11 protein-coding genes are annotated in these 12604 nt (G+C 61.6%); 4 read left to right on the forward strand and 7 right to left on the reverse strand.

The window, feature by feature from the left end; genetic code table 11:
- Positions 1-57 precede the first annotated feature (57 nt).
- Complete coding sequence (locus AC3WP7_RS28825) at positions 58-1827, forward strand: bifunctional diguanylate cyclase/phosphodiesterase (RefSeq protein WP_071492291.1); 1770 nt, start codon at positions 58-60, stop codon at positions 1825-1827.
- Here the strand turns inward: AC3WP7_RS28825 and AC3WP7_RS28830 are convergent.
- The 4 genes from AC3WP7_RS28830 to bamJ all read right to left on the reverse strand — a co-directional run bounded on the left by AC3WP7_RS28830 (position 1824) and on the right by bamJ (position 4139).
- Positions 1824-2195 (reverse strand): hypothetical protein, encoded by a 372-nt coding sequence (locus AC3WP7_RS28830; RefSeq protein WP_005786715.1) that lies wholly within the window; start codon positions 2193-2195, stop codon positions 1824-1826. The genes AC3WP7_RS28825 and AC3WP7_RS28830 overlap by 4 nt on opposite strands.
- Entirely contained in the window at positions 2192-2533 is a 342-nt protein-coding gene (locus tag AC3WP7_RS28835) for a helix-turn-helix domain-containing protein (protein WP_093514451.1), read from the reverse strand. Before AC3WP7_RS28835 ends, AC3WP7_RS28830 begins: the two co-directional genes overlap by 4 nt.
- A gap of 92 nt (positions 2534-2625) precedes the next feature.
- The gene (locus tag AC3WP7_RS28840; RefSeq protein WP_093514450.1) at positions 2626-3084 is read right to left on the reverse strand and encodes a YkvA family protein; all 459 of its coding nucleotides are present in this window, start codon (positions 3082-3084) and stop codon (positions 2626-2628) included.
- Positions 3085-3407: 323 nt separating this feature from the next.
- Positions 3408-4139: a BamJ family beta-barrel-assembly machinery protein gene (gene bamJ, locus AC3WP7_RS28845; RefSeq protein ID WP_071492256.1), complete on the reverse strand. Its 732-nt coding sequence runs from the start codon at positions 4137-4139 to the stop codon at positions 3408-3410.
- Between the two features lie 258 nt (positions 4140-4397).
- Between bamJ and AC3WP7_RS28850 the strand changes: the two genes are divergently transcribed.
- The 3 genes from AC3WP7_RS28850 to AC3WP7_RS28860 all read left to right on the forward strand — a co-directional run bounded on the left by AC3WP7_RS28850 (position 4398) and on the right by AC3WP7_RS28860 (position 7602).
- Positions 4398-6206: a di-heme-cytochrome C peroxidase gene (locus AC3WP7_RS28850; RefSeq protein ID WP_102592993.1), complete on the forward strand. Its 1809-nt coding sequence runs from the start codon at positions 4398-4400 to the stop codon at positions 6204-6206.
- Positions 6203-7369: a catalase family protein gene (locus tag AC3WP7_RS28855; protein ID WP_102592994.1), complete on the forward strand. Its 1167-nt coding sequence runs from the start codon at positions 6203-6205 to the stop codon at positions 7367-7369. The genes AC3WP7_RS28850 and AC3WP7_RS28855 overlap by 4 nt, the downstream gene beginning before the upstream one ends.
- Positions 7370-7479: 110 nt before the next feature.
- Complete coding sequence (locus AC3WP7_RS28860) at positions 7480-7602, forward strand: hypothetical protein (RefSeq protein ID WP_256572963.1); 123 nt, start codon at positions 7480-7482, stop codon at positions 7600-7602.
- Between the two features lie 12 nt (positions 7603-7614).
- On the opposite strand, the gene AC3WP7_RS28865 is transcribed toward AC3WP7_RS28860, so the two are convergent.
- From AC3WP7_RS28865 to AC3WP7_RS28875, 3 genes are all read right to left on the reverse strand, one after another.
- Positions 7615-8541 carry a LysR substrate-binding domain-containing protein gene (locus tag AC3WP7_RS28865; RefSeq protein ID WP_058427309.1) on the reverse strand — a complete coding sequence of 309 codons (927 nt, stop codon included), beginning with the start codon at positions 8539-8541 and terminating at the stop codon, positions 7615-7617.
- Positions 8542-8624: 83 nt separating this feature from the next.
- Positions 8625-10631 (reverse strand): CocE/NonD family hydrolase, encoded by a 2007-nt coding sequence (locus AC3WP7_RS28870; RefSeq protein WP_102592995.1) that lies wholly within the window; start codon positions 10629-10631, stop codon positions 8625-8627.
- A gap of 27 nt (positions 10632-10658) precedes the next feature.
- Complete coding sequence (locus AC3WP7_RS28875) at positions 10659-12242, reverse strand: BCCT family transporter (protein WP_102592996.1); 1584 nt, start codon at positions 12240-12242, stop codon at positions 10659-10661.
- Positions 12243-12604 lie beyond the last annotated feature (362 nt).

A 12604-nucleotide genomic window follows, 5' to 3' on the forward strand; every position in this document is an offset into this window, starting at 1 on the left:
GAAATGAAGGACCGCAGGTTTCAAGCCTGCGGTCCTTTTTTTTCGATCGAGATCGCCATGACCATGACCGAACAGCTGAATGCATTGGGCTCTATCTTGGCTCAAGGCAGTTTGCACAGCCTGTTCCAACCGATCATCTGCCTGTCTGAACGGCGCATTCTCGGCTACGAAGCCCTCAGCCGCGGCCCGTCCAACAGCCCGCTGCACTCCCCCGTCGCCCTGTTCTCCGTGGCCAGCCAGGCCGGACGCCTGAGTGAACTGGAGATCGCCTGCCGCGAAAGCGCGTGCCGGCGCTTCAGCGAGCAGAAGCTACCGGGCAAGCTGTTCCTCAACGTCTCGCCTCAATCCCTGATGGAAACCGCGCACCAACCGGGACGCACCCTGCAACTGCTGCATGACTACGGCATTCCACCGAGCCAGGTGGTGATCGAACTCACCGAACAAACCCCCACCAACGATATCGACCTGTTGCAAACCGCCCTGCATCACTACCGCAACATGGGCTTCTCGATTGCCCTGGATGACCTGGGCGCCGGTTATTCCAGCCTGCGCTTGTGGTCGGAGCTGCGTCCGGATTACGTGAAGATCGACCGGCACTTTATCGACGGTATCCATCAGGATGCGCTCAAGCGCGAGTTTGTCGGCTCCATCCTGCAGATCGCCAAGGCGTCGCGCGCCCAGGTGATTGCCGAAGGCATTGAGTTGCACGAGGAGTTGGCGGTGCTGACGGAAATGGGTGTGGACCTGGTCCAGGGCTACCTGCTGTGCCGACCGCAGGAGCAACCGCCGCAGGAAGCCCGCCTCATGCTGCCCAAGCCCGACAGTTCCAATGTGGCACTGAACGATGAAGGCAGCGACCTCAGCGCCCTGCTGAGCGAACAGCCGGCGGTGGACCAGGACACCGCCACCGCCCAGGTACTCGAAGCGTTCCGCCGCCAGGCCAACCTCAATTCCCTGGCGGTGCTGGACGGGCGTGGGCACCCGATCGGTATCGTGCACCGGCATTCGCTGTCGGATGCGCTGCTCAAGCCGTTCGCCACCGACCTGTTTGCACGCAAGCCCATCAGCCGCTTGATGAGCACCGACTTCCTGGCGGTGGAGTTGAGCCAGTCGCTGCAACAGGTCAGCCGCCTGCTCACCAGCCGTGCGCGGCAACGTATCGAAGAAGACTTCATCATCACCCTCAATGGCGATTACCTGGGTCTGGGCCGGGTGATCGATGTGCTCAAGCTGATCACCGAACGGAAAATCCAGCAGGCGCGCTACGCCAATCCACTGACCCTGCTACCCGGCAACGTGCCGATCCAGCAGTGCCTAACACGTCTTCTGCAACAGCAGCGCGAGTCGGTGATCTGCTACGTGGATATCGACAGTTTCAAGCCGTTCAACGACATCTACGGCTATGGGCGTGGGGATGAGGTGTTGCTGTGCCTGGCGCAGTGCCTGAACGACCGCGTCGATCCCAGCCGCGACTTTGTCGGGCATATCGGCGGTGATGACTTTTTGCTGGTGCTCGGCCCGCAGGACTGGCGCAAGCGGCTCAACCAGCTGCTGGATGACTTCCACACCCAATGCCGGCGCTTCTACCGCGCCGAGCATCTGGAGGCCGGCTGTTTCGTGGCGTTGAACCGCCAGGGCGTGCGCCAGGAGTTTGCACTGCTGTCGCTGTCCATCGGGGTGGTGCATTTGTATCCACAGGCCTGTGGACAACTCGATGCCAGCCAGTTGGCGGAGTTGGCGTCGCAAGCCAAACACCATGCCAAGGATATGGCCGGCTACAGCATCCATGTGATCGACAGCATGGACGCACTGCCCCAGGCGCTTTAAGCCTCGGCGGACTCGGGATACTCGTATTCAAACACCCGCACCACTTCCGAAGCGTGCCAGGAGGCGGCGGCCACGCCATCGGACGGCCCGCTGAAACGCCCCAGGCGCTCTACGCACTCGAAGAAACCGGTACGCGGCAAACGGCTGGCACCCTGGCTGATCACCAGCGAGCTGCGCAATGGCTGCTCGGCCTTGGCGTCCAGCGCTGCCAGGTGTTCCAGGGCAGCGGCCAGGGTTTGCATGGCCGGAGTGGGAAATTGCAGGCGCTCCAACAGCGCGCGGTAGGTCAGCAAATGGCGCTGGCGGCGCGCCTGGTCCAGTTCGTTGAGTAACCCATCCCAGTGTTGACGGCTGATACGTAGGCTCAAGATTCATCCCTCCAACCTGCAACGCCCAATTCCCAGGCCAGGCTGCGGCGGATCGCGGCATCCGGCTGGCGTTCACCACTTTCAATCAATCCAAGATATGACGGGCTGATGCCCACGGTGCGGGCCAGGGTCTCGATCGCCAGGCCTTTGGCTTCGCGCAAGCCGCGCAGGTCGGCGAGCAGGCGCAGATCCTGCGCAGGGGCGGCTTGGGCAGTCGATACGGAAGGAGGTGGCGTAGGCTGTTGCTGACCGGCCGCTTTTAGCAACGCCTGGTACTGATCCCATGGCAACACCGCGTATTCGGGTTCGCCATTGCGTGAAATTATCTGAATATCCATGACTGCCCCGTAGGATAACTGCACTTACTAAGTAAGCTCTTTCCTTAGGAGTGTAATCCTAACAGCCACAAAGGTCGCAGGGGATAGCCAGGTCATGGGTTTTTTTGCGGGTTTTCCTGGGCCAGCAGCGCGGGCGTCGCAGGCAGCCGCTCAACCACGGCGAGCTTTTCCGGACGCTGGGCGTCGCGCCAGGCGCGAAACGCGCTCAGTTCGCCGTCCAGGGTTTTCATGACCCATGCCAGCACGGCAATGTCGTCGAGCATGCCGAACATGGGGATAAAGTCGGGGATCGCATCAATCGGGCTGAGGAAATACATCAGCCCCGCCACCACCGAGATCAGCGCCTTGGGGCTGATGGCCCGGTACTCACCGCGCCAGTAAGCCAGGCACAGGGCCTGGAGCAACCTGAGATCATCCTTGAGCTTACCCAGGCGATTGCCTTGGTTCGAGCCCTTGGCAGCGACCGCGAACAATAGCGTAGGCAAGCGCCCGCGACCCAGAAGGCGTGCGGCCATGGGCAGGAAACGGGTGAAATTGAACGGTGGTTTCATTCGTCACTCCAGTTCCATATGACATAAAAGGTTATCCACACAAATTGTGGATAACCTTGTGAACAGAGCCTGTTTTCCGGGCTGAAAGCCACGTAGTACAAGGCTTGCAGTCAGATCGGGCGTTTTTTGCGCACTGAAAAAAAACCCAAGATTTCATTGACTTGGCGTTGATGTGCGGCTACCCGTACTCGAGTCTTATATCAGACTGTTGGAGGTTGCAGACGTTCGTTTGAATTCGCCAGGCTCTGATGTGGGAGAGGGCTTGCTGACCACAGAAACAACAACGCCCCGTCGAGACGGGGCGTTGTATGTTCAGGCGCCGATTACTTCTTGGCGGCTGGTGCAGCAGGCGCGTCAGCCTTGGCTGGGTCCTTGATGGCCAGCAGTTCCAGGTCGAAGACCAGCACGGAGTTGGCTGGAATCGCCGGGCTCGGGCTCTGTGCGCCGTAGGCCAGGTCGGAAGGAATGTACAACTCGACCTTCTCGCCCACGTGCATCAGTTGCAGGCCTTCGACCCAACCCGGGATCACACCGCTGACCGGCAGGTCAATCGGGCTGCCGCGATCCACGGAGCTGTCAAAGGTGGTGCCGTTGGTGAGCTTGCCGGTGTAGTGAACAGTCACCACGTCGGTCGGCTTGGGCTGGGCGCCATCGCCCTTCTTCACGATCTTGTACTGCAGACCGGAAGCGGTGGTGACAACGCCGTCTTTCTTGGCGTTATCTTCGAGGAATTTCTTGCCGGCGGCTGCCGACTCTTCGCTCATCTTGGTCATGCGTTCTTCGGCACGCTTCTGCAGTGCGGCAAACGCTTCAACCAGTTCGTCGTCTTTGAGCTTCTGCTCTTTTTTGCCGACCGCATCTTCGATGCCCTGGGCTACCGCTTTGGAATCCAGGTCATCCATGCCTTCTTGGGCAAGGCTCTTGCCCATGTTCAGGCCGATACCGTAGGAAGCTTTCTGCGCCGGGGTTTTCAGCTCTACGCTGGTCTGCGAATCACAACCCGCAAGTACCAGGCTAACCAGGGCCACCGCCGCCGCCAACCGATGCTGTTTCATGCTATTTCCTTGTTCATGCGCCAAAAGGGCATTCGAATAAAGTCGCGAGCTTATCAGGCGGCCACGACCAATGGCTACCGGCATGTGAGCAGGAAACTTCCGATAAGTTCACGTGTTTAAAAGCATTTTCATTCATGATGCAGGGCCGCGACGGATCGTGGAGCCACCTACTACCAGGCTCATGGCCACTTGCCGCCCTTGTGGCGTAGTGGCATAACAACGCGACCACTCGACAAGGCCGAGACAAGGACAGCCATCTTGCGCATTTTTTCCCGTGTTTTACTCCTGATATTCGCCATGCTGGCCCTGGTGCTGGCCGTGGTGCTCTATTACACCATCAACCCCAAGCTGCCGGACTACGTGCCTGTGGAGCAGGTCCACTACCAGGACCAATGGAGTGCCGCCGACCGCCAGACCTATTACTTCACGCCCCAGGGCACGCAAGTGAAAGGCCTGCACTACGACTGGTTCACCGCCCTCGAACTGCCGTTTTCCGAGCGACGTTTTGCCACGCCCGACTACCTGGCGCGCTTCGGTTTCCTGGTCGACCCCAGGCAGGTGCCCACCGTGCAAAACCCCGGCAACTTGCCCGTGGGTTTCGCCCGGCATAAAAACGCCGGCAGCAACGTTGAATACCTGGATATCACCTGCGCCGCCTGCCATACCGGCGAGCTGCACTTCAAAGGCCAGGCCCTGCGCATCGACGGCGGCTCGGCCCAGCATGTACTGCCCTCCAGCGTTCCGACCCTGCGCGGCGGCAGTTTCGGCCAGGCGTTGGTCGCCAGCCTCGCCGCCACCTACTACAACCCGTGGAAGTTCGAGCGTTTTGCCCGCCAAGTGCTCGGCGATCGCTACGACGCCGAACACAAACAACTGCGCCAGGACTTCAAGCAATCGCTGAACCAGTTCCTCAAGGTGGCCTGGAATGACACCCATCGCGGCCTCTACCCCACCGAGGAAGGCCCGGGCCGCACCGACGCGTTTGGCCGTATCGCCAACGCCAGCTTTGGCGATGCGATTTCCCCCGACAATTATCGCGTCGCCAACGCGCCGGTGGACTACCCGCAGTTGTGGGACATCTGGACTTTCGATTGGGTGCAATGGAACGGTTCGGCCCAGCAACCCATGGCGCGCAATATCGGTGAGGCCCTGGGTGTCGGCGCCACGCTGAGCTTTTTCGACGCCGCCGGCCAGCCACTCCAGGGCGATGCGCGTTACCCGTCCAGCGTCCGCGTGCGTGACCTCAACCTCATCGAAGAAACCCTGCAACGCCTCAAGCCGCCGACCTGGCCCGAGGAGCTGTTCGGCGCCATCGACAGGCCCCTCGCCGCCCAGGGCCGTGCACTGTTCGCGGAAAACTGCGCCGGCTGCCATGTGCCCAGCGTCACCCAGGAACACGGCCGCCCGGTGCAGGCGCTTAAAATGCTGCCGGTGGACTACATCGGCACCGACCCCGGTACTGCCAGCAACATTGCCGACCAACGCTACGATCTCAGCGCCCTGCAATGGGACCCGGCGGAACTGGCCACACTCAACGTCGAGCTGCACCCGACGCCGACCGAACCGCTGGACCTGAAAAAGATGTCCGTGGCCAAGGGACTCGCCTACGTCACCGCGTTTGTCGAAGAGCATGCCTACCGTGCCGCCGGCGTGACCCCGGCCGAGCGTCCGCGCCTGGATGGCTACGGCTTGCCCATCGGCGTGCGCGAGCTGCGGGCCTATAAGGCGCGGCCATTGGCTGGCGTATGGGCTACGCCGCCGTTCCTGCACAACGGTTCGGTGCCGACGATCTATCAATTGCTCTCGCCTCAGGACGAGCGCAGCACCACCTTCTATAAAGGCACCTTCAACTACGATCCGCGTCATCTGGGCTTCGAGACCGGTGCGTTCAAGAATGCCTTCCTGTTCGATACCAAAATCACCGGCAACCACAACAGCGGCCACGAATTCCGTGCCGGGCAACGTGGCAATGGCGTGATCGGCCGTTACCTGCAACCGCAGGAACGCTGGGCGCTGCTGGAATACCTCAAAGTGCTGGGCGGCCCGCTGGAGCAACAACTGCCATGATGATTCGATCCCCCTACGACCGACCTTCCCTGCTTGCCCGCCTGTGGCTGCGCATGGGTGCGTTTCTCGGCAAGACCTTAGTCTGGCTGGTGGGCATCGGCCTGCTCGGCTGGCTGGCCGCTACCGCCTGGTATGCCTGGCAGCACAGCGGGCCGGTGTCGCCGAATGAGCAGGTTCCGCCCGGCGAAGCGGCGATGACCCAGGGCATCATCCAGACGGCGGTGCGCATCGTCGACCAGCACCGCGAAGGCACGCGCTACCTGCGCGACGCCCACGCCAAGGCCCATGGCTGCGTGAAGGCCGAAGTCAGCGTAATGGCCGACCTCGATCCGGCGCTGCGCCAGGGCGTGTTTGCCGAGCCGGGCAAGACCTGGCAGGCGCTGATGCGGCTGTCCAACGGCAACGCCTACCCGCAGTTCGACAGCATCCGCGATGCACGGGGCATGGCGCTCAAGCTGTTGGACGTGCCGGGCAAGCAACTGCTGGCCGACCAGCAGACCCGCACCGAACAGGACTTCGTGATGTTCAGCCACCCGAACTTCTTTGTCAGTGATGTCGCGGAGTACGCACAGAACATCGGCGCCCAGGCGGATGGCAAGAAAGTCCTGGCGTTCTTCCCCAAGGTCGACCCGCGTACCTGGCAGGTCCGTCACCTGTTCATCGCCCTGGCCACCCTGGCGCCGGCACCGGCGAGCCCGACACAGACCACGTACTTTTCGGTCTCGCCCTACAAGTTCGGCGCGGCCAACGCCAAGTTCCGCGTGGCCCCCGACCCACAAAGTTGCCCGGAATACGCACTGCCCAAACAGAATCAGGACCTGCCGAATTTCCTGCGCAGTGCCTTGAGCCAGCAGTTGTCTACCGATCGCGTGCCGGCGTGTTTCGTGCTGCAGATCCAGCGGCAGAACCCGCAGAAATTCATGCCCATCGAAGACACCAGCATCGAGTGGAAGGAAAGCGACGCGCCGTATGAGACGGTGGCCAAGGTGCGGATCCCGGCGCAGGACTTCGATACCCCCGAGCAGAACCTGGCGTGCGACAACCAGTCGTTCAACCCCTGGTTCGGCGTAGCAGAGCATCGCCCCATCGGCGGCATCAACCGCTTGCGCAAGGCGGTGTATGAAGCGGTCAGCGATTACCGCCACAGCCGCAACGCCCCGTAAAAAGTGCGTAACAATAGGCCCGCCCGTATAAGGATTGCGTCGGGTCTATTGAGCCGCTTTCTCCCCGCCTCTACCGTGAAGACCTACTCCATCACCTGTAGGAAAACACCGTGGAAAGCTCAACCCTCGGCATGCTCGTACTCACCCTGATTGCAGTGTTCGGCACCGCGTCTTTTTGTTTCGAGCACTTGGCGACGCGTCAGACGCGCAAGAAAAAAACCGGCCAACGTTGACCTTCAGCCAGATCACTCGACCTCGGCAGCCTTGGCCAGTAACCATTGACGAAAACTGCGCGCAGCCGACGGCGGGTTGCGGTGGTGGGGTTGCATCAGATGCAGGCGGCCCCGGCTGTGCATGGTATGAGGCAAGGCCATTTGCAGGCGCCCGGACGCCAGATCGTCTTCCAGCAGACTCTTCCAGCCCAGTGCGACGCCGTGGCCCATCACCGCCGACTGCATCAGCAGTTGATAGCTGTTGGTCCGCAACGCGTGGCGCGGGGTGTAATAGTCGGCACCGGCATCGGTGAACCAATCGGCCCAGGTCAGCCAATCGTGGTAGTGGTCCTCCACGATCAGCAAGGTGTGGGCATGCAGCAAATGGTGTATATCGCGAATCGGGCCGTGGTGTTCGAGGTAGACCGGGCTGCACACGGTGATGACCTGCTCGCTGTCGAACACCGGCGATAGCTCGAGGCCATGGGGCGCGGCCAGTTCATCCAGGTGATAGAACAGGCCCAGGTCATATTCACTGACGTCCAGATGGCTGGGGCTTTCGCTGCACAGGATGCGAATGTCCAGGTCCGGGTGTTCGCGCTGGAATTGCGGTAACAGGCCGGCGAGCCAGATCGTACTGATGGTGGGGGTGCTGGCCAGGGTCAACTGGCGGTCGGCGCCACGCCGACGCAACTCGGCGGACTCGCGATCCAGCTCGCGCAACAGACGCTGGATGGTACGGAAGTAACGCACACCGGCGGGCGTCAGGCTCAGGCCCTGGGCCAGTCGATAAAACAGCGGGCGGGCCAGGTCCTCTTCAAGGCGCTTGACCTGACGGCTGACCGCGCTCTGGGTCAGGTTCAGTTCATGGGCGGCCTGGGTAAAGCTCAAATGGCGGGCAGCCGCCTCGAACGTCTGCAAGCAGTTGAGCGGTGGAAGATCGACGTTTCGGCGCGACATGAACAGTTCCATTGGCAATGGCGAGCCCGAGTTGCCCCAGGCCCGCAGCGATCACGATGGCAAGCATCCTGCCAGTTGCCCGCTTACAGCGCGACCCTCGCCACGCGCTTGCTCCATTGCCGACGATGTTCCAACTGGCCCTGCTCCCAGGCGGTCTGCTCCGCTTCGATGTAGAACCACTCGGCATCGGCGTGCACGCTCAAATGGCTTTCCACCTCCACGGCCCACTGGTCACGGCCGACGCGGTAGTGCCATTCGATATCCGCCCGCGTCGACAGCGGGTCCCAAGGCAAGGTGCGATATTGCTCGGTGCAACGCTGGTCCACCGACAAGCCGTGATCGGTAAACCGTACCGCGCCCAGGTCGTCTTCGATCTTCACGCAGACTTCGCCACTGCCCACATCTTCGATCAGGGTGCGTTTCGGCGCAGCGGCGCGTAGGACTTCCATCGCCACCGGCGTCGCCGATTGCGGCGCCTCGAACGGGCAGTCCACCGCCGCACCGATGAACACCGGCAGTTGCAGGCTTTGCAGGGCCGGCAGCAAGGTCAACGTCGTGAGCTCGCGACTCGGCCACAGCAAGGGGAAGCTCGCAGTGCTCAGGGCCAGGCGCAGACGGTAACCGGCCGGCAGGCGCATGCCGATGTGATCGAGGTTTAGATGCACATCCATCGGTTCACCCGGGACTACAGGTGTTACGCGGGAGAAGTCTTCACGCAGCGTGAGATTAAGCACGCCATAACTGATCTGCGTCACCTGCCCGTCCGGTGCCACGGCATTCAGCCGGGCGACCAATTGGCCGCAGGCCGTGTCACTCGCCAGGCGCAGCTTGAGGCGAGCATCGCCCAGCAACGCCAATGGCTCGGTCAGCGGTTGGGAATCGAAGCACAGCGAGTGGGCGTCATCACGGCGCTGATCCGTCGGGCCGTCCGGGCCAAACCAGATGGCGCAGTATTCGCCCTGGTGCAGGCCCGTGGTCAGCGGCGAGCAAATGCTGCGCGTCGTGACCAAAGGCTGTGCTCCAGGATTCAGGCCATGTTCGCCCAGGCTGAAATCGGTCCATTGCACCTGAGGGTCCGGCCAGCCGGCGGTCTGTACCCAGACGCCCGGCCGTTCGGCATAACTGCCCTTCGGCGGCAGAATATCCTGTAGGTAAAAGGTGCACGCCGCGTCATCCATCACGCCGTTATCCACACCTTTGAGCCAGTGATCCCACCACCGCTTGGCCTCCTGCAGAAAGCCGATGGCCGGATTGGGCACCGCGAAATGCGGGTATTTATGAATCCACGGGCCGAGCATGGCCTTCTTCGGCCCCGGCAGGTTTTCCATCAGGCGCGACACGGTATTGCGGTAGGCATCGCCCCAGCCGCCCACCGCATACACCGCAGCCTTGATTTGCGCATAGCCCTCGCACACCGAGCCATGGCGCCAGTAGTCATCGCGGGTCTGGTGCTGCAGCCAGGTTTCGGCGAGCAACGGCATGGCGTCCAGGCGTTGGTGCCAGAGGCTCTTCCAGTCCTCGACCAACAGCGGATCGGGCACCGCAGCGCTGAAGTTGAGCATGGTGGCGGCCCAACCGAAGTTCTCCATCAGCAGGTTGCCGCCCTTGTAGTGGATGTCGTCGGCAAAGCGGTCATCGGTGGAACACAGCGTGATGATCGCCTTCAGCGCCTCGGGTTGGCGTGCCGCGACTTGCAGGCCGTTGAAGCCGCCCCAGGAGATGCCCATCATGCCGACGTTGCCATCGCACCAAGACTGGCGGCACAGCCAATCGATCACTTCAAGGGCGTCTTCCTGTTCCTGCAACAGATATTCATCGGCCATCAGGCCCTGGGACTCACCATTGCCACGCATATCGACGCGAACACACACATAGCCCTGCCCCGCCATCCACGGGTGGGTCAACGCATCACGCACGGCGGTGCCATCGCGCTTGCGATATGGCAGGTATTCCAGGATCGCCGGGAAGGTCTGCGGGTCGGCGACTTCCGGCAGCCAGATGCGTGCGGCCAGTTGGGTGCCGTCCCTCAAGGGGATCAGGCAGTGCTCGATTTCGCGCACGGTGTAAGCAAATTCAGTAACGATTTCCATCAGTAACTCCAACAGCAGTTCAGTCGATCAGCGGGCGAAATCGGGCACAGGGCTGGCGCCACGCAGTTCCGTTTCAGGTGTCCGCTGAAGGCGTTTCACGTCCAGCAAGTCGGGGTTTTTCAACCAGAAGATCAGCGAGGTACTGGCCAGCAACACCAGGATCATGCCCGGCAAACCGCCGAGGTTAGAGAGCATCTTCACCCCGTCCACCCCGACAAACGCGACCATCACCCACGACACCGTCCCGATGATCAGGCCCCAGACAATCTTCAACAGCGGGTTGCCGTCGAGGTCGGAATCGGCAGTCACGCCCTTGCTGCACAGGTTGGCAATCACGTCGGTGCTGGAGTCTGCCGCGGTCACAAAGGAGATGAACGCCACGAACAGCAGGAACGCGATCATCAGGCCGCTGGCTGGCAGTTGCTGGAACATCTGGTACAGCACGTGTTCCACGCCCTGTTCGTTGAGCACACGGTTGAGGCTGCCGTCGCCCAGCGCATCGAAATACAGGCTGGTGCCGGAGAAGATGCAGATCCACACCGCCGTGAACAACGCCGGGTAGAGCATGTTGATGTGGATGAACTCGCGCACGGTATAGCCACGTCCGATCTTGCCGAGGAACAGCGCGCTCACCGGTGCCCAGGCAAACCACACCGACCAGTAGAACACCGTCCAACTGTGCGGCCAGGTGTCGCCACTGGCAGCACCGGTGAACAGGCTGCGGCTGAAGAAGGTGTCGAGGTAGACGCCGAGGGATTCGACGCCGAGGCTGAACATGTACAAGGTCGGCCCGCACAACAGCACGAACAGTCCCAGGGCCAGCATGATCCAGGTATTGAACGAAGACAGCATCACAATGCCTTTTTGCAAGCCACTGGCGGCCGAGGCGACAAAGGTGATGACGATGATTGCAATGATGATGGCCAGGCGGAACGGCGTGGTTTCACCGCCGATGTATTGGGCCAGGCCACCGGCCAGGGTCAGCGCGCCTGTGCCCAGGGACGAGGCCATACCGGCGACCAGGGCGAACATCGCCAGGGTGTCGATCAGCCCGGCATAGCGCCGAACACGCACTTCACCGAGCAACGGCTCAAGCATGGCGCCGATGGAGAAACGGCTGCGGCGGTTGTAGAACACCAGGGCAAACACCAGCGAGGGCACCAGGTAGATCGCGTAGGGCGTAATGGTCCAGTGCAGGAACATCGTCGACATGGCAAAGCTCTTCGCCGCCGCGCTGCCGGGCTCAATCGGCAGGCTGGTGGGTGGGCCGTACAAGTGGTAGAGCGGTTCGGCGGTGGTCCAGAACAGCACACCCACCGCCAGCGTGGTGCACAACGCCACCATGAACCAGCGCCATTTGCTCAGCAAAGGCTGCGCATCTTCACCGCCGATACGCACCTTGCCCAGCGCGGAGAAGTAGACGATGGCGGTCAGCACCACCATGGCAAACGAGCCGGCGCTGAACAGCCAGGAAAAGTTTTTGAGGATCAGGTTGTTGAGCTGTTTGCTGATCGCCAGGAACGCATTCAGATCGATGTAGCTAGCGATCACCGCCGCCAGCAGGATCAGGAAAGTTGGCCAGAACACCAACGGACGCAGTGGATATTTCATCTAGAGCCATTCCCCTTGCAGACTATTTTTATGTTGGAGAGCGGGCACCGCAGCCTCCTGCTGCCGATGACTCGCCTGGAAGTCTTCGCGTGGCTATAGATAAACGTTTAAGCCGCAAGGGGCGCAATCGACCAATGTGCATGGGGGTATTCCCTCACGTCATGACGCACCAGCACAGTTCAGGGCGAATAGGCAGTGCACAACGTCAAGGCAAGGGAGGTCAAATCGCGGACGAAAAAAAGCCCGCTCAATGAGCGGGCTTCCTGGGGTGACCTGGCGTTCAGTGTTCCAGGTGACCGAATATGGCGCAGCGGACGGGACTCGAACCCGCGACCCCCGGCGTGACAGGCCGGTATTCTAAC

Source organism: Pseudomonas sp. FW305-3-2-15-C-LB1, from assembly GCF_058787615.1.

Coding starts and splice junctions, on each gene's coding strand:
- AC3WP7_RS28825 (WP_071492291.1), top strand. CDS start 58: ATGACCATGACCGAACAGCTGAATGCATTGGGCTCTATCTTGGCTCAA.
- AC3WP7_RS28835 (WP_093514451.1), bottom strand. CDS start 2,533: ATGGATATTCAGATAATTTCACGCAATGGCGAACCCGAATACGCGGTG.
- AC3WP7_RS28840 (WP_093514450.1), bottom strand. CDS start 3,084: ATGAAACCACCGTTCAATTTCACCCGTTTCCTGCCCATGGCCGCACGC.
- bamJ (WP_071492256.1), bottom strand. CDS start 4,139: ATGAAACAGCATCGGTTGGCGGCGGCGGTGGCCCTGGTTAGCCTGGTA.
- AC3WP7_RS28855 (WP_102592994.1), top strand. CDS start 6,203: ATGATGATTCGATCCCCCTACGACCGACCTTCCCTGCTTGCCCGCCTG.
- AC3WP7_RS28865 (WP_058427309.1), bottom strand. CDS start 8,541: ATGTCGCGCCGAAACGTCGATCTTCCACCGCTCAACTGCTTGCAGACG.
- AC3WP7_RS28870 (WP_102592995.1), bottom strand. CDS start 10,631: ATGGAAATCGTTACTGAATTTGCTTACACCGTGCGCGAAATCGAGCAC.
- AC3WP7_RS28875 (WP_102592996.1), bottom strand. CDS start 12,242: ATGAAATATCCACTGCGTCCGTTGGTGTTCTGGCCAACTTTCCTGATC.